Origin of the sequence: Mycobacterium hainanense (assembly GCF_041890355.1) — a bacterium.
Classification (GTDB): Bacteria; Actinomycetota; Actinomycetes; order Mycobacteriales; family Mycobacteriaceae; genus Mycobacterium; species Mycobacterium hainanense.
In genome coordinates this window covers 4,167,577-4,184,347 of sequence record NZ_CP169059.1, presented here as the reverse complement: position 1 = coordinate 4,184,347, position 16,771 = coordinate 4,167,577, and the positions used below count along the sequence as shown (strand labels likewise).

Genomic DNA, 16,771 nt, shown 5'->3' with positions numbered 1-16,771 from the left:
CACTGGGTGGGAAATGTGCGCCTATCAGATCATCGTGGTCGGCACCGATGGCTCGGACTCGTCGCTGCGCGCGGTGGAGCGCGCGGCAGCGACGGCCGCGGACCACGGCGCGACGTTGATCGTCGCGACGGCGCATCTCCCGGTCCACGAGGAACGCGGCCGCTACGCCATCCCCCCGGGGAGCGACCACGGTCAGGACTACCGGACGCTGGGCCAGGCCCCCTACTATGCGATCCTGCAGAACGCCAGGGAGCGGGCGCACCAGGCCGGGGCCAAGAACGTTGAAGAGAGGGCCGTCGTCGGACCGCCCATCAACGCGCTGGTGCAGCTCGCCGAGGAGGTCAATGCCGACCTGCTGGTCGTCGGCAACGTCGGGCTCAGCAGCGTCGCGGGGCGGCTCCTGGGATCGGTCCCCTCCGAAGTTTCCCGCAGGGCGAAGACCGACGTCCTGATCGTCCACACCTCCGGCTGATCTTCCGGCCCGCGGTCGGCCGCCTAGGCGTTGGCTGTGGTTGCCGCGATGCGCCCTTCGCCGAACTCCGAGCCTTTCGCGAATGATCGAAGGCTCAGGCGCACAATGCGATCCAGCACCCGGTCGGATATGAGACGGCTGACCCGCGTGAGGATCGCGGCATCGCGACCGATGGTGTAGCGGGTTCGGGGACGCGACGCGGTCGCCGCCTTGACGATCACCTTGGCGGCGTGTTCAGCCGGGACGCCGTCCTCGCCGAACGACCGGGCTTGGGCCGTGACGGCTGCCGCGAGCGTGTCGTAGCGCTTGAGCTGGGCCGGGGTCATGTCGGCCATCAGTGCCTCCGCCGTGGCGATTCCCCGCTCGGCCATTTCGGTTCTGACGGCACCGGGTTCGACGACGACGACCTTGACCCCGAGACCGCCGACCTCCCGGCGCAGGGCGTCGCTGACCGCCTCCAGCGCGAACTTCGAACCGGCGTATGCGCCATAGGTCGGCAAGACGACCTTCCCGCCGACGGAACTTATGTTCACGACGGTGCCTTTGCTGCCTAAGAGCGCCGGCAGCAGCGCCTGAGTCATCGCGATCTGACCGAATAGGTTTACCTCAAATTGATTGCGCCACTGCGGAATCGGCAACGTCTCCACCGGAGCATTGATCGCGATCCCGGCGTTGTTGATCAGCGCGCGAAGGGGGCGATGCAGTGGATCGTTCGCGACACGATCGGCCATCGCGGCCACGTCCGATTCGACGGTGATGTCCAGGATGTGTGGTTCGATGCCGTCAGCCCGCAGCGCGTCGGCATCGGCATCACGACGCACACCGGCGAGGACGTGAAAACCATTGCCGGCCAGTTCTTTAGCCGTGGCGGCGCCGATGCCTGTGGAGGCGCCGGTCACCACGATCAGCTGGTTGCGGTCGGTGGAATGCGGGGAAGTCATGACGGTCTCCGTTCGGCATCCGAGCCTTTGAGTTGACGTTGTCAACTGAACCTATCGGGTCGAGTTGACAGTGTCAACTGAAATTTCGGGCTTATGCTCGGCGGGTGGCGACACGAGCGGAAACTGCTGCGGCGACGCGCCGCTCGCTGCTCGAGGCCGCCGGGGCATTACTCGACCTCGGCGGCGTCGAGGCTGTCACGTTGCGCGAGGTGGGCGCTCGGGCCGGGGTTTCCCGCTCGGCGGCCTATCGCCACTTCGCCGACAAGGAGTCGCTGCTCGCGGTCCTGGCGATCAACGCATTGAGCGAATTGGGCGACCTGCTCCAGGCTTTGGTCGACAGCGACGATCCGCCCGAAGACTCCCTGCGCTCCGGTCTGCTTGCTCTGATCGATCTGGGCCGCGCACGACCGCATCTGTACCGGCTGATGTTCACCCCGCCGCCGGGGGACCCCACCGAAGCGATGCGGGTGGCCGAACGGGCGCAGGATCTGTTTCTCGACATCATCGGTCGGATCACGGGTCCTGAGCAGGCGCGGCGTTATGGGGCGCTGCTGCTAACCAGTGCCCACGGGATCACGGGTTTGGATTTAAGCGGCCACATGGATCTGGACAAGTGGCACACCAACGCAGAGGAGCTCGTCGACACCCTGATCTCAGTGTTGCCCAAAGCGAAGTAGTCTCGCGAAGGCTCCTGCCGCGGCGTCGACGCCGGCGTCGTCGTCGGTGGCCACGAGGTCCAACAGCAGGCCGCGGATGACGGCCAATCCAAGCCGGGCCAGCGCGATGTCGACCGGGCCGCCGGCGGCCGCATCGGCCTCGGCAAGCCAACCCTCGACAGCGCCGGGAACCATTCGGGCGAACGGCTTTTCGCCCTGGGCGGCGCGGGCGTAGCACTCGAAGAAGAGTCGTTCCAGGTTGCGCAGCTCAGGCCGACGGACGTCGGCCCACATGGCGGCGAAGCTCTCGTCGGGTTCTTCTGGCAACTGGGGGAGCAGTCCCATCTGTCGGTGCTCGACCTCCTCGACGACCGCGAGCAGTAGTTCGTCGCGGGAACCGAAGTGGTGCAGCAACATTCGGTGGCTGGTACCGATCGCGGCAGCCACCTCGCGCAGCGAGCGGTCGCCGATGCCGCCGGTGGCGAACTCCTCGATCAGGGCGTCGAGTAGTTGCCGGCGCCGCGCGACGTCAGGAGTGCGCGCCATTGTCGCGGCTGAGCTGTTCAGAATGGGCCCTCAGTCCTTGGGCCTCGAGCTCGAGAAATCGCTTGGTCTTCTTCGTCATCAGCCGGCCGACCAGCGCCCCGAGCACACCGCGCTGATCCAGCTGCTGACGTACCAGGGTGCGGCCGCCGGGCAGCGCAGTGACGTCGTGCCGGGCGCTCACCGACACGCCGGGGGAGCGCTGGACCCACGTCCACGACGAGCCCCGGTCGAGCTCGGTGACCTTCCAGACCAGCTTCGCCATGCCGGGCTGCTTGATCGCGAACCGCCTTCCGACCCCGAGCGCTGGCCCGTCCCGGCCGACCAGCGACGTCACCGATGCGGTCCACTCGGGCCAGCGCTCGACCTCGCTGAAGACATCCCACACGAGCTGTGGTGGCGCGTCGATCTCGATACTGTCTTCGGTAAACATGTACCAAATGGTACATCGAATGAGGGGTCCTGGATACCCGCTTACGAGACCCGGGCGTTCAGAGGTTTGAGCGCCGCCTCGGCGCCGTTCCATCCCGGGGGGTCTCGGCGACCGCCAAGCAGTGAAGGCGGGCCGCAACGCGTGCGAATGTTCAGGGGCACCGCATTATCTGCCGGATCTCGATCGTGACGACCGTCCGCGGCGAGAACGGTGAGACGCGCCGCCGGCAGAGGAGCCTCTGACCCCGTCGGCGAAGATCCGAGCCCCAAGCTCTATCTGAGCGCGAATTTCGGCATCGGGGGTACCGAACCAGCGCGGACCGACGGTCGTGGTGAAGATAGTGAAATTGGCGAGCAGCTCGGCGACCGTAGCAGGATCAACGTGGGGGTTGACTTGGCCGAGATCTTGGTAATGAGCGACGCCGCCGGTGATCACCGATACGCGGTGCTCATGATTCGGACGCATGACCCGCAGGGAGAATTCGGGGTCAGACAAAGCGCGTCCCGCTATGTCCCAGCCCGGCACCGTGTCTCGGCGCTCGCGGACTGTTAGTCGCGCCAGAAAGAGTTGCTTGACGAAATCGACGAAACTGTCTGGCAGAGACTCCATGACTTTGTCCTCCGCCTCGGTAACTCCCTCCGCGATCTGACGTGAGACGACCTGTTCGAAGATGCCCTGCTTGTCGCCGAAATAATGAAACAGCATGGCCTCCGAGCATCCGGCACGGCGAGCTATCTCCTTCGTCACTGCCGCGTCAAAGCCCTGTTCGGCGAATACCTCAGCCGCGGCCTCCACCAGGGCGCGTTGCTTCCCGTCCTTATCTCGGACGCGCTTCGCGGGGCTATTGGCCATTGGCACACAGTAACGCGACGGTGCGGGTCCCTGAGTCTGACCGCGAGTGGTGTTCGACTGGGGTCGAGCCGCATTCCTCGCCTTCGGATCCCGATCGCATACGAATGAAGGACATCGCTCATTACAGGCATAGCGCTTGAGTGCTCGCCCTGGTGGAGCGTCAGCGCCGTTTCCGAACGGGTTGTCAAGTGACACTTGACAACGTCATCGCGAGGCCGTTAAATGCGTCGACAATGAAGATGAATGCTGCGGTGTTATGGGACGTCCACCAGGAGTGGAGCGTCGAAGAGGTCGAACTGGACGGCCCCAAAGAAGGCGAAGTGCTCGTCTCCTTCGAAGCGGCCGGGCTCTGTCACTCCGATCACCACGTCCGTGAGGGTGACCTACCACTTGCACTGCCGCTGGTCGGCGGGCACGAGGGGGCGGGTGTCGTCCAAGAGGTCGGACCAGGTGTGCGCGACTTGAGCGTCGGTGATCATGTGGTGGGCTTGTTCCTGCCGGCGTGTGGGCGATGCCGTTGGTGTTCGAGCGGCCACCAGAATCTCTGTGACCTAGGTGGCCAGATGGCCACGGGCGAGCAACTCGACGGCAGCTTCCGCCGCCATGCCAGGGGCCGCGATATCGGCGCGCTGGCCTGGCTCGGTGCCTTTGCGCAATACGGCACGGTGCCGGAGGCATCTGTGGTGAAGATTGACGAGGACCTTCCCCTGAGCCGAGCCTGTCTTGTCGGCTGCGGCGTGACCACCGGCTGGGGCTCGGCGGTGAACACCGCAGGAGTCAAGCCGGGCGACACCGTCGTGGTGGTCGGATGTGGTGGTATTGGCAGCGGCGCGATCCAAGGCGCGCGATTGGCCGGCGCCGAGAGGATCATCGCCGTGGATATCGTGGAGGCCAAGCGCGACATGGTTTCTCAGTTCGGCGCTTCCCACTTCGTGACATCGATGCCCGAGGCAACAGCCTTGGTTGCGGAGCTGACGTGCGGCGTGATGGCCGACTCCGCCATTGTGACGGTCGGACTCGTCGAAGCCCCCATGATCGTCGACGCACTGAACATCGTCAGCAAGAACGGTGCCGTCGTGGTCACCGCGCTGGGGTCGATGCTCGACATGACGAGGACCCTGCCGATGTCAATGATCGCGATGGTCACGCTGTTTCAAAAGCGACTGCTGGGAAGCCTTTACGGCGAAGCCAACCCGCGCGCCGATATCCCCCGACTGCTCAGCCTCTACCGCGAGGGCAAGCTTTTACTTGATGAAACGGTCACCACCGAATACAAGCTCGCCGACATCAACGACGCCTACGACGACATGCTCGCCGGTCGAAACATTCGCGGCGTAATCATTCACGAACACTGAGTCATCGAACCGAACACGTGCGTCAGTCCGGTCCTACTCGCGGTCCGGGGGTGAACACCACTGGAACCTTGCGGAATCCTCGGGTCACCGAATTCCCATGGAAGATCGACTCAGCGTCGGTCGCTACGGTGTAATCGGGCATACGGGCCAGCGTCTGCTCGACCCCGATGCGAAACTCCAGTCGCGCCAGGTTCGACCCCAGGCAACGGTGAACACCTGCGCCAAATCCGAGATGGCGGTTGGGTTCTCGGTCGAGGATGCATCTGTGCGCATCAGGAAACTCGCGGTCGTCACGATTGGCCGATGCGTAGTTGACGATGACCTGTTGTCCCGGGCACAGGTTCAGCCCGCCGATTTCGACCTCCTTGGTGACCGTTCGCGGAATGCCGTGAATCGATCCGGCGAATCGGATCAGTTCCTCGACGGCAGTCGACATGAGCTCGGGTTCGTGGATCAGCCGATCCCGTTCGTCGGGACGGGTGCCGAGGTAGTGGAATGCGTACGACATCGCGCTCGCCGTCGTCTCTAGGCCCGCTTGCACCAAAAGCATTGCGTTCGACACGACATCATCGAATCGCAGCTTGACACCGTCGATTTCGGCCGACAGCAGGACGTCAATCATGTCGTCTTGGGGTTCGCCTTGCATCCGAGTCGTGACCGCATTTGTGATGTGTTCGTAGAGGCCGCCCCAGGCCGTCAGCCGGATCTCCTCGGTTTCCCCGTTCAACGCTTCATCCGTGAGTTCAATGCACAGCGGGACGTCGCCGACCGGCATGCCAAGGAGGTACTTGAAGAACACGATCCCAGGTTGCTGCCAGGCGACTACTGCCAAATCGCCATGACCGTCCTCGACGAACTCGTTGATCAACGCGTCGGTTTCGGCCCGGATCTGCGGCTGCAGTTGCTTCATGCGGCCTGGCGAGAAGTACGGATTGAGCACTTTGCGTAGCGCTTGCTGGCGCGGCGGGTCCAACAGGATGACGACGTCACCCGATAGCTGCATGGCGTCGCCGGGTGGGGGCGTGCTGGAGAAAGTTTCCCAGTTCTTGAGGATTTCGTAGCACTCGTTGTAGGTCATCGCCACCCAGGCACCGTCTTCCCGCGTGCTCAGAAACGGGAAGTCGGTATGCGCGATGGCTGCCTTGGCGCGCATGTGCGAATAGAGCTCGTACAAATAGTCCGGCTCCTTAAAATCCTCGTGGCGAAGATCGAAGTTCTCGGCATGGTCCTCGAGCGACTTGGGCACTGGGCGTAGTCCTTCTCTTGTTGCGACCACGACGTCGATGTCGCGGCGTCGGTACTCGCCGTCTTGCGACAGCGGTTTCGCCTCGACCGGGGATTCGTCGAGTGCCGTGTTTTTCGCACGATAGATCGCGGTGGAAGGGTAGTCAAGTGACACTCGATAAGCTTGATCACAGTTATCAAGTGTTACTTGACAAGGCTGGTGGCCGCTCATAGTGTCCGAAGGGGTTGGGACGGGCAGCGGATTGCACGCGCTCGGCCCGTCAGCCCGACGCGTAGCCGGCGGACGACCACACAACGGCCCTAGGGAGTATCCGTGGAACAGGATCTGCAGTGGCTGATCTCCGTTGACGATCACATCATCGAGCCGCCGAACGTTTGGGTCGACCGCGCGTCTGCCGCCGATCGCGACCGCGTGCCGCACGTGGAACGCATCGACGGCGTCGACACCTGGGTCTATGAGAAGCACCGCGCGACGGTCATGGGCATCCTGGTGGCCGCCCATCAGCAGCCCGACGACTACTCCCCGCTGTCGGTCAACTACGAGGATCTGCCGAAGGTTTACTACGACCCGAAGGCCCGAATCCCGGACATGGACCAGGATCACGTCATCGCCGGGTTGAACTTCCCGTTCTTCCCACGCTTTTGCGGACAGGTATTTTCACAAGTTCAGGACCGCGAACTCGGTTTGAAGTGCCTCAGGGCATACAACGACTACATCATCGACGAGTGGTGTGGGTCGGCGCCGGGGCGCTACATCCCGATGATCATCGTGCCGCTGTGGGACGCCGCACTGGCCGTCGCCGAAGTGCACCGGTGCGCGGATAAGGGCGCCAAGGCGATCGCGTTTTCGGAAAACGTGCACGCGCTTGGCTTCCCGTCGATCCACTCGGGGGAGTGGGACGGATTCTTCGCGGCGGTGAACGAAACGAAGATGCCGCTCTGCACGCACATCGGGTCGTCATCGGTCAGCCCGAACACGTCACCGGACGCGCCATTCGGAGTGCAGTCGGTCAACATCGGGCTCAACCTGGCCCACTCCACAACAGATTGGCTGTTCTCGGGCAAGCTGCAGAAGTTTCCCGACCTCAAGATCGTTCTCGCCGAGGGCGGTATCGGGTGGATCCCCTATCTGCTCGAGCGCGCCGAGCACGTCGCCGCCGAATATCGCTACCTGCGAGCCAATAACTGGACAGTGGATCCGGCAACCATGCGAATGAGCGCAATCGCCACGGACCCGGCGATCTTCCCGGAGTCGCCTCGGCAGTTGTTTCGCGATCACATCTACGGATGCTTCATTGAGGACGAATTCGGTGCTGCCAATCTCGATTACATTGGCGTCGAAAACGTGATGATCGAAACCGACTACCCGCATACCGACAGCTTGTGGCCGCGCTCGCTGGATGCTGCGCTCAAGAGCCTGGAGGGTCGATCGGACGCGGACAAGTACAAGGTGCTGCAGGGCAATGCGCGCCGCGTCTTCAACTTCGAGCCCGCTCCGTATCCAGTCGTGAAGTAGAACAGCGTGGCCATCCGGCAGTACGAGAATTTCATCGATGGTCGCTGGACCAGTGAGAACGCCGGGGCACTGATCGAGGTAATCGATCCGGCCACTGAAGAACTGGTCGGCCGCGCTCTCGACGGGGGCGCCAAGCAAGCCGTTATGGCTATCGAAGCGGCGCGCCGGGCCTTCGACGACGGTCCTTGGCCGTGGATGTCAGTGCGCGAACGCGCGAGAATACTGAAGCGCTTCAGCGAGATCATGGAGTCGCGCCATGACGAGCTGCGCGAACTCATTGTCGCCGAGATCGGCTCCGTAGGCTTCCTCACCGACTTTCTACAGGTGGGCGGAGCGATCGAAGCATCGCACTACTACAGCGATTTCGTGGAGCACGACGTCACCTGGGTCGAAACTCCGGGAGGGCCGAAAGTCTTACCGACCGGGCTCGGCGGCACTGTCGTCGTGCGGGAGCCCGTCGGAGTGGTCGCCGTGATCACACCGTTCAACTTCCCCTTCTCGATCAACTTGCAGAAGTGCTTGCCGGCGCTTGCGGTCGGTTGCACGGTCGTTTTGAAACCACATCCATGGACGCCGATGAATGCACTCGAACTCGCCCGCATAGGCGAGGAAGCCGGCATACCTGCGGGCGTCTTCAACGTCGTGGTGGGTAGTCGTGAAGTCGGGGAGGAGTTGTCGACGAATCCCCTTGTGGACATGATCGCCTTCACCGGCTCGACCGAAACCGGGAAGCGCATCAGGGAGATATCGGCGCGGACGATGAAGCGGGCCCAGCTGGAACTGGGCGGCAAGAGTGCTCATATCGTTCTTGACGACGTGACCGAATCCGACGCCGCAGGTATCGGTTTCGGGCAAGTTCTCATGCATTCGGGACAGGCGTGCGTCGCGGCGTCGCGCCTGCTGCTACCAGAGCATCTAGTTGATCCCTACGTCGAGGGTGTCAAGGCCATCGCGCCTAATCTCACTATCGGTGATCCCCGCGACGCGGCCACCGTGGTGGGCCCCCTGATCCGTGAACAACAACGCCAACGGGTCGAGGGCTATGTGCAATCGGCGCTCGATGAAGGAGCCACGCTGGTGGTGGGCGGGCGGCGGCCAGCACACCTGAGCCGGGGCTTCTATTACGAGCCAACAGCATTCGTCAACTGTCACAACGACATGCGGATCTGCCGAGAAGAAGTGTTCGGCCCGGTTCTCACGGTGCAGACGTACCGGGGACAGGAGGAGGCGGTACGCATCGCCAACGACTCCGACTTCGGACTAGCGGGGCTCGTCATGACCCGCAACGCCGCTCGCGGGTTCAACGTGGCACGCCAAATCCGCACCGGCACGGTCATCGTCCAGTGCACCGGCGGTGGCCTCGCCGATCCCGGTCCCAATCCCGGCAACGGCGAGGGCCCCGGCTGGTCGATGCCCGCGCGTGGACTGTTCAACGGCGGAGGACCGTTCGGTGGTTTCAAGCACAGCGGTCTCGGGCGCGAACAGGGCCGCTGGGGCTTCGAGGAGTTCACCGAGATCAAGTCGATCGCGTGGATGTGAAGCCGCAGTGCGCGGGCATCGGAATAGCGAGAGGTGAACTGTCGTGCTGGACGATGTTCGAGTGCTCGAGCTATCCCTCTTCTCGCCCGATGCGCTCGGCGGACATCTCGCCGATCTCGGTGCGGAAGTGATAAAGATCGAACCGCCCGGGGGCGGCGGGTTTCGCGGCGAGCTCTTTCCGCCCGACAACGTGCAAAACCTCCAGTGGAACCGGGGGAAAAAGAGCGTCACGCTCAACTTGAAATCGGAGAAGGGGGTAGCGATCTTTCGCCGGCTTGCCGCCGACGCCACCGTGGTGATCGACGGGCTGCGCGCGGGTGCGGCCGAGCGACTCGGCCTTGGCTATGACGACGTCGTCGAAGTCAACCCGACAATCGTCTACTGCAGCCTCAACGGAATGGGCAGCTACGGCCCGTACGCGAAGCTTCCAACGCATGGACTGTCGTTCGACTGCTTTGCCGGCCTGAATCCGCCCGTGATCCAGGCCGACGGAACACCGCGCCTCTCGGCCGGTGCCAGCGGCACCACGGGTGTGTTGGCCGGCCCCCTCTACGCCGCGATGGCGGTACTTGCGGCATTACACAGCGCGCGCCGCGACGGGCAGCCGCAATACGTTGAGGTCGCTCAAGTCGACGCCGCCATCGCATGGAACTTCCAGAAACTGACGGCACTGGCCAACGACATGTTCGGATACGCGGACGGCCCGCAAGCTTCCCTGCGGTACCAGTACTACGAGACCGGCGATGGCAACTACGTGGTGTTCAACGCACTGGAAGACAAGTTCTGGCATAGGTTTTGCGAAGCCGTAGACCGAATGGATCTTTACGAGCTCGGACAGGCTCGTTTCGGCGACGATCCGCATGCCGACGAAGACCTGCGCCGTGAACTCACCGCAATCTTCAAGGGCCGCAGTCGTCGAGAGTGGACCGACTTCTTCATCACCGCTGACATCGCTGGCGCTCCGGCCTTCGAAGGCGGCGACCTACTCGACGACGACCACGTCAAAGCGCGCGCGATGGTCTATGAAAGGCACGCTGAGGGTCGGCCGTCGTTGCGACTCATCGCAGTTCCCATTAAGACCAAGCCGGACCGCCCGTTCCCCGCAGCCCTTCCGCCGGCAGTCGGGGCAGATACCGATCAGGTGCTCACGACACTGGCTGGATGCGACGAAACGGAACTGGCCGTGCTGCGCCGCGACGGAGTGATCTGAATGAACATCCTCGAAGGTGTGCGGATCGTCGAGATCGCCGACGAAATCGCCGGGCCTTATTGCGGCAAACTCTTCGTGGATGTCGGCGGGGACGTGATCAAGGTCGAACCGCCGGGCGGCGATCGGTTCCGTCGCAGAGGAACGGGGCGGCGCGCGGATGACGACGGGGCTCTGTTCAAATTCCTCAACGCCGGGAAGCGTTCGGCCATCGGAGTTTACGGCGAGGCGCATGTCGACGATTTGATCGCTGGAGCTGACATAGTTATCGATTCCGGGGCCTGCGGCGGCATCGACCACGACCAATTGCTCGACCTTTCACCCGATTTGGTGATTGTAGTGATGTCGCCATTTGGCCTGACCGGTCCGTGTCGCGACAAGCCGGCGACCGAGTTCACGCTGCAGGCCGAGAGCGGAACTATGGGTCTGCGCGCCCGGCCGGACCAGCCTCCCTTACAGGCTGGTGGCCGCGTATTCGAGTGGGTCCTCGGCAGTTACGCGGCGGTCGGTGCGCTGGCCGCCTTCCTCCGCGCCCGGGCTGGTGGCGGTGGCGAGGTCATCGACTGTTCGTTGCTGGAAGCGTGCCACCTCAGCGCGAGTGGCTTCATCGACTTGTACTACGCACTTGCCGGCAGTCCACCAATATCAGGTCCAGCGCGGATGACCGAACTGCCCTCAATCGAGCCGACGGCTGACGGTTGGGTTGGGTTCAACACCAACACCCGTCAGCAGTTCGAGTCCTTTCTGTTGATGATCGAGCGTGAAGACCTCCTCGAGCAGGACGCGGCCTGGGCCCTGGCCTCTACGCGGTACGAGCGAATGGAGGAGTGGAACAAGATCGTGCATGACTGGACCACTCGGCACACCACGGATGAGATCGTGGAGCTCGCCTCGCAACTTCGGATTCCAGTCGCGCAGGTCAACAACGGACAGACCGTTCTAGACCACCCACATTTCAACGCGCGCGGCGTCTGGAGCATCAGCGCTGACGGCTCGTACACCCATCCGCTTCCGCCTTATCGAATCGCCGGGATGAGGCCGGGTAGCACGCCCAAGGCAGCGCCGCGACTCGGAGAACATGATGCCGCTGACTTTGCGACAAACCCAAGGGAATCTCACATCAGGCAACCAGATGGAAGCCTTCCCTTGGCGGGCATCCGGGTCATCGACGCGACCGCTTGGTGGGCTGGCCCCTCATCCACTCACATCCTCGCCGCATTGGGCGCGGACGTGATCCACCTCGAGTCAATCCAGCACCCCGACGGCGCAAGGATGACGGCCGCACCATTCGTCGACCAACCCAATTGGTGGGAACGCTCGGCCATGTTCTTGGCCACCAACACCAACAAGAGGGGTTTGACGCTCGACCTTTCAGCACCGAAAGGCCGAGAGTTGTTCTTCCGGCTCATCGAGCAAGTCGATCTGGTAGTGGAGAATTTCTCACCGCGCGTCTTCGAGAATTTCGGCATCACCTGGGAAGCACTGAGTGCCGTCAACTCGCGACTGATCATGACCCGCATGCCCGCCTTCGGTCTGGACGGACCGTGGCGGAACAACGTCGGTTTCGCCCAAACAATGGAACAGATGACAGGCATGGCCTGGGTGACAGGCCACGAGTATGACCAGCCCCGGATCCCGCGCGGCCCATGCGACCCGTTGGCGGGTATGCATTCCGCTTTTGCGATGCTTGTCGGCCTGAGCCGGCGCGAGCATACGGGTCAGGGCTCTTTCATCGAAGTATCGATGGTCGAGGCGGCACTGAACGCCGCGTCGGAGCAAGCGATCGAGTACACCGCGTACGGCACCGTCCTGTCGCGATTGGGCAATCGGAGCAGGGATGCGGCGCCTCAGGGTCTGTACCCATGCCGCGGAGAGGAAGAGTGGTTGGCACTCTCCATTGCGTCTGACGAGCAATGGTCAGCGTTGAAAACGGTGCTCGGCCGGCCAGGCTGGGCGAACGATCCCTCGCTTGACACGCACGAAGGGCGCTGGCATGCGCACGATTTGATCGACGCCCAGCTGGAGCAGTGGGCGTCTGGACAGAAGAGCGCCGAGGCGGCCGCCGTCTTGTCGGCTTGCGGGGTTCCTGCCTCAGCGCTTTGTGACGCTCGGCTCAGCCCTCGACACCCGCAGCTGGTCGCGCGCGGCTACTTCGAACAGTTGGATCACTCGATCGTCGGTCCGCACCAGGTGCCGACCCTGCCGTTCCGATTCCGCGGTGTCGATCGATGGTGTCGGTCCCCAGCGCCGACCGTCGGAGAGCACAACGAGATCATCTTGACCGGAGTGCTCGGATTGGACGAATCCGCGATCGAGGCGCTTACCGCTGAATCTGTCATCGGGACCCGGCTGAAGGGCATGGATTAGGCGGGCGCTCAAGGCTCATGACTTCGATTGCAGGGAAGAGGAAACGATGCGTTTACGGATAGACCTCGAAGCTTGTCAGGGCCACAGCCGGTGCGCACTGGCGCACCCCGACATCTTCGACGTTGATGACGACGCCAAGGCATTCGTCCGTGTCGACAACATCCCGCCGCAATGGGAAGACAAAGTGCTGATGGCGATTGCGAACTGCCCTGAGCGTGCGATCAGTGTCGACGAATGATCCCGGTTTCGGCCTAAGCTGGAGTTCGCGACACGCGAACACAAGTTCTTGTGTTGCTCCGGGTTGTCGCCCCCCAGGGGTAGTGTCTGGAGCCTGACGTCCCTCAGAGAATACGGCGTGTGAAGTGGGGTTCTGGTGACCGAAAACATGAAGCTGATTGACCGCGTTTCGGCGATCAACTGGAACCGGCTGCAGGACGAAAAGGACGCCGAGGTCTGGGACCGGCTGACCGGAAACTTCTGGCTGCCGGAGAAGGTGCCGGTGTCCAACGACCTGCCGTCGTGGGCGACGCTGACGGCCGGCGAGAAGCAGCTGACCATGCGGGTCTTCACCGGGCTGACGCTGCTGGACACCATCCAGGGCACGGTCGGCGCGGTCAGCCTCATTCCCGACGCGCTGACCCCGCACGAGGAGGCCGTCTACACCAACATCGCCTTCATGGAGTCGGTGCACGCCCGCAGCTACAGCAACATCTTTTCCACCCTGTGTTCGACCGCCGAGATCGACGACGCGTTCCGCTGGTCGGAGGAGAACCCCAACCTGCAGCGCAAGGCCGAGATCGTCATGCAGTACTACAAGGGCGACGAGCCGCTCAAGCGCAAGGTGGCCTCCACGCTGCTGGAAAGCTTCCTGTTCTACTCCGGCTTCTACCTGCCGATGTATTGGTCGAGCCGGGCCAAGCTGACCAACACCGCCGACATGATCCGGCTGATCATCCGCGACGAGGCCGTGCACGGCTACTACATCGGCTACAAGTACCAGCGTGGGCTGGCGCTGGTCGACGAGGACAAGCGCGCCGAACTCAAGGACTACACCTACGAGCTGCTGTTCGAGCTCTACGACAACGAGGTGGAGTACACCCAGGACCTCTACGACCAGGTCGGGCTGACCGAGGACGTCAAGAAGTTCCTGCGCTACAACGCCAACAAGGCGCTGATGAACCTCGGCTACGAGGCGCTGTTCCCCCGCGACGAGACGGACGTGAACCCGGCGATCCTGTCGGCGCTGTCGCCCAACGCCGACGAGAACCACGACTTCTTCTCCGGCTCCGGCTCGTCGTACGTGATCGGCAAAGCCGTCGTCACCGAGGACGAGGACTGGGACTTCTAGAAGATTTCAGAATCGGGCCGGCCACACACGTCGGGGGGGAGGGACTGGGGCCGGCCCGATCTACTGTTCAGACACCGGCTGAGCCGATTTTCTTCCCGACGCGCTCTTCGCCCTCCCCGCGGGTGGCGGCACCCAGGCCTGCAGGACCTTGCGGCCGATCAACTGGCAGCCATGGGTGTGCGCCAATTGCTTTGCGGCTCTTGTGAATTCCTGATTGCTCACGACGATGCTCCTGGCGCACCCATGGTGGCGGGCGCCGGAGACCACCTGCTGGACGGCCGCGACGCCCACCGATTTGCCGTAGCGCTTGCACTGGACCGCCACCGAGTGGCCGTCCTGTTCGGCGATCAGGTCGACACCGTAGTCCCCGACCGGCGGGGTGAACGCCACCCGCCAGCCCGCCCGGCGCAGGCGCGCGGCCACATAGCCCTCGAACTCGACCCCGTCCATCGCGTCGATCGCCCGCATCGTGTCGTCGGCGCGCCCGCCGCGCGGCCATCGGCGCTTGGTCGACCAGCCGACGAGCACCTCGAGCAGCAGCATCAGGTAGAACGCCAGGAACCCCGTCCCGGGACTGTGCTCGAGGACGCCGACGAACAGCCCGCAGGCGAGGGGGATGACGACGACCGCGGTGAGCACGCCTCGATCGTAGGGAGCCCCGACGACAAAACCTGGTCATTAACCGCAGGCGCCGCGCCCGACGCGCAGATGTTGGGGCCATGAACGGCATGTGAATAGTGGGGATCCGGGGACGGCTCGCTAGCGCGGGTGCTGACGCTGCCCGACACTGTTCTGGTGACGAAACCCGCCTCGCCCGAGAAGGATCACCGCCACCACTTCTGCCGTTCAGTGATTCGGTGGCTGCAGGTCGGCTACCCGGACGGAGTTCCCGGCCCGGACCGCGTGCCGTTGTTGGCCCTGCTCCGCAGCACACCGCTCACCGAAGACCAGATCCGGGAGGTGGTGCGCAACATCACCGACAAGGAAGGGTCACCGGAGACGATCGATCATCCGATCAATCGCGACGAGATCGCCGAATTCATCTCGGACATGACGCAGTTCGACGCCGGCAAGGAGAACGTCATCCGGGTGGCCGCGACGCTGGCCGCGGCGGGATGGCCGCTGGCCGGCATCGACGTCAGCGAGGTCGTTCCCGACGACGAGCACGCGGAGGCGGCCGAGGTCATCGCCCGCGACTGCGCCCCCGACGCGCCGTCAGAGGTCGCCTCATAGCTTCGAGATGTCGATGACGAAGCGGTAGCGAACGTCGCTCGCCAGCACTCGCTCGTACGCCTCGTTGATGTAATCGGGCTCGATCAACTCGATTTCCGGCGTCACATCGTGTTCGGCGCAGAAGTCCAGCATCTCCTGGGTTTCGGCGATCCCGCCGATGTTCGACCCGGAGAGGCTGCGGCGCGCCAGTGCGAGCGCGAACGCCGGCACCTCCATGGGGTGCTCGGGGATGCCGAGCTCCACCAGCGTGCCGTCGACGTCGAGCAGCTTCAGGTAGTCGCCCATGTCCAGGTTGGCCGAGACGGTGTTGAGGATGAGGTCGAAGCTGCCGCGCAAATTGGCGAACGTGTCGCGATCGGCGGTGGCGTAGTACTCGCTGGCCCCCAGCCGCAGCCCGTCCTCCATCTTCTTCAGCGACTGCGACAGCACGGTCACGTGGGCGCCCATCGCGGCCCCCAGTTTGACGCCCATGTGTCCCAGCCCGCCCAGGCCGATGATCGCCAGGCGGGTACCCTCGCCGGCCTTCCAGTGCCGCAGCGGCGAGAAGAGCGTGATGCCCGCGCACAGCAGCGGCGCCGCCTTGTCCAGCGGCAGGGAGTCGGGGATGTGCACGACGTAGTTTTCGTCGACGACGATCGCTTGGCTGTAGCCGCCCTGCGTCACGGTGCCGTCCCGGTCGATGGCGTTGTAGGTGCCGACCATGCCCCGTTCGCAGTACTGCTCGAGCCCGGCGCGGCAGCTGCGGCATTCGCGGCAGGAGCCCACCATGCAGCCGACGCCGACGCGGTCGCCCACCTTGTGCTTGGTGACCTCCGGGCCGACGGCGGTCACCACGCCGGCGATCTCGTGGCCGACAACCAGCGGGTAGTGCGGTTCGCCCCACTCGCCCCTGACGGTGTGGATGTCCGAGTGGCAGATGCCGGCGAATTTGATGTCGATCGCCACGTCGTGCGGGCCAGGCTCGCGGCGGGTGATGGTGGTCTTGGTCAGTGGTTCGGTTGCCGACGCGGCGGCATACGCCGAAACAGTGCTCATTGATCTTCCTCTTCGAGTTCGATGCGTCC

The 16,771-nt window shown here is 63.7% G+C and carries 17 protein-coding genes; 10 read left to right on the top strand and 7 right to left on the bottom strand.

Features of this window, described 5'->3' with window-relative positions:
• The first annotated feature begins 13 nt into the window (after nucleotides 1-13).
• Nucleotides 14-472 carry a universal stress protein gene (locus ACEL92_RS19495; protein ID WP_374022317.1) on the top strand — a complete coding sequence of 153 codons (459 nt, stop codon included), beginning with the start codon at nucleotides 14-16 and terminating at the stop codon, nucleotides 470-472.
• 23 nt (nucleotides 473-495) lie between these two features.
• Here ACEL92_RS19495 and ACEL92_RS19490 read toward each other — a convergent pair whose 3' ends face one another.
• Complete coding sequence (locus ACEL92_RS19490) at nucleotides 496-1,413, bottom strand: SDR family NAD(P)-dependent oxidoreductase (protein WP_374022316.1); 918 nt, start codon at nucleotides 1,411-1,413, stop codon at nucleotides 496-498.
• Between the two features lie 104 nt (nucleotides 1,414-1,517).
• On the opposite strand from ACEL92_RS19490, the gene ACEL92_RS19485 reads away from it, so the two are divergent.
• Complete coding sequence (locus ACEL92_RS19485; RefSeq protein ID WP_374022315.1) at nucleotides 1,518-2,090, top strand: TetR/AcrR family transcriptional regulator; 573 nt, start codon at nucleotides 1,518-1,520, stop codon at nucleotides 2,088-2,090.
• Here ACEL92_RS19485 and ACEL92_RS19480 read toward each other — a convergent pair.
• The 3 genes from ACEL92_RS19480 to ACEL92_RS19470 form a co-directional block, all read right to left on the bottom strand.
• Nucleotides 2,067-2,615 carry a TetR/AcrR family transcriptional regulator gene (locus tag ACEL92_RS19480; protein ID WP_374022314.1) on the bottom strand — a complete coding sequence of 183 codons (549 nt, stop codon included), beginning with the start codon at nucleotides 2,613-2,615 and terminating at the stop codon, nucleotides 2,067-2,069. The two genes, ACEL92_RS19485 and ACEL92_RS19480, sit on opposite strands and share 24 nt — an antisense overlap.
• On the bottom strand, nucleotides 2,599-3,045 hold the full coding sequence (locus ACEL92_RS19475) for an SRPBCC family protein (RefSeq protein ID WP_374022313.1): 447 nt from the start codon (nucleotides 3,043-3,045) through the stop codon (nucleotides 2,599-2,601). The genes ACEL92_RS19480 and ACEL92_RS19475 overlap by 17 nt, the downstream gene beginning before the upstream one ends.
• Nucleotides 3,046-3,210: 165 nt before the next feature.
• Entirely contained in the window at nucleotides 3,211-3,897 is a 687-nt protein-coding gene (locus tag ACEL92_RS19470) for a TetR/AcrR family transcriptional regulator (protein ID WP_374022312.1), read from the bottom strand.
• Nucleotides 3,898-4,130: 233 nt separating this feature from the next.
• Between ACEL92_RS19470 and ACEL92_RS19465 the strand changes: the two genes are divergently transcribed.
• Nucleotides 4,131-5,252, top strand: coding sequence for an NDMA-dependent alcohol dehydrogenase (locus ACEL92_RS19465; protein ID WP_374026285.1), 1,122 nt, complete (start codon nucleotides 4,131-4,133; stop codon nucleotides 5,250-5,252).
• Between the two features lie 22 nt (nucleotides 5,253-5,274).
• Here the strand turns inward: ACEL92_RS19465 and ACEL92_RS19460 are convergent, their stop codons facing one another.
• Nucleotides 5,275-6,708, bottom strand: a complete 1,434-nt coding sequence (locus ACEL92_RS19460; protein WP_374022311.1) for a cytochrome P450 — start codon at nucleotides 6,706-6,708, stop codon at nucleotides 5,275-5,277.
• Between the two features lie 102 nt (nucleotides 6,709-6,810).
• Between ACEL92_RS19460 and ACEL92_RS19455 the strand changes: the two genes are divergently transcribed.
• The 6 genes from ACEL92_RS19455 (at nucleotide 6,811) to nrdF (ending at nucleotide 14,474) form a co-directional block, all read left to right on the top strand.
• Nucleotides 6,811-8,013 (top strand): amidohydrolase family protein, encoded by a 1,203-nt coding sequence (locus ACEL92_RS19455; RefSeq protein ID WP_374022310.1) that lies wholly within the window; start codon nucleotides 6,811-6,813, stop codon nucleotides 8,011-8,013.
• Between the two features lie 6 nt (nucleotides 8,014-8,019).
• A complete protein-coding gene (locus ACEL92_RS19450) occupies nucleotides 8,020-9,552 on the top strand; it encodes an aldehyde dehydrogenase family protein (RefSeq protein ID WP_374022309.1) in 1,533 nt (510 codons plus the stop codon).
• Nucleotides 9,553-9,595: 43 nt separating this feature from the next.
• Entirely contained in the window at nucleotides 9,596-10,762 is a 1,167-nt protein-coding gene (locus tag ACEL92_RS19445; protein ID WP_374022308.1) for a CaiB/BaiF CoA transferase family protein, read from the top strand.
• A complete protein-coding gene (locus ACEL92_RS19440; protein ID WP_374022307.1) occupies nucleotides 10,763-13,126 on the top strand; it encodes a CoA transferase in 2,364 nt (787 codons plus the stop codon).
• Between the two features lie 46 nt (nucleotides 13,127-13,172).
• Nucleotides 13,173-13,364, top strand: coding sequence for a ferredoxin (locus ACEL92_RS19435; RefSeq protein WP_374022306.1), 192 nt, complete (start codon nucleotides 13,173-13,175; stop codon nucleotides 13,362-13,364).
• A 135-nt stretch (nucleotides 13,365-13,499) separates the two neighbouring features.
• Entirely contained in the window at nucleotides 13,500-14,474 is a 975-nt protein-coding gene (nrdF, locus tag ACEL92_RS19430) for a class 1b ribonucleoside-diphosphate reductase subunit beta (protein WP_374022305.1), read from the top strand.
• A gap of 60 nt (nucleotides 14,475-14,534) precedes the next feature.
• Here nrdF and ACEL92_RS19425 read toward each other — a convergent pair whose 3' ends face one another.
• On the bottom strand, nucleotides 14,535-15,113 hold the full coding sequence (locus ACEL92_RS19425; RefSeq protein WP_374022304.1) for a restriction endonuclease: 579 nt from the start codon (nucleotides 15,111-15,113) through the stop codon (nucleotides 14,535-14,537).
• A gap of 156 nt (nucleotides 15,114-15,269) precedes the next feature.
• Here ACEL92_RS19425 and ACEL92_RS19420 point away from each other — a divergent pair, with 156 nt between their 5' ends.
• Nucleotides 15,270-15,707, top strand: coding sequence for a DUF3349 domain-containing protein (locus ACEL92_RS19420; protein WP_374022303.1), 438 nt, complete (start codon nucleotides 15,270-15,272; stop codon nucleotides 15,705-15,707).
• Here ACEL92_RS19420 and ACEL92_RS19415 read toward each other — a convergent pair.
• Nucleotides 15,702-16,742: an NAD(P)-dependent alcohol dehydrogenase gene (locus tag ACEL92_RS19415; protein ID WP_374022302.1), complete on the bottom strand. Its 1,041-nt coding sequence runs from the start codon at nucleotides 16,740-16,742 to the stop codon at nucleotides 15,702-15,704. The two genes, ACEL92_RS19420 and ACEL92_RS19415, sit on opposite strands and share 6 nt — an antisense overlap.
• Between the last annotated feature and the right edge of the window lie 29 nt (nucleotides 16,743-16,771).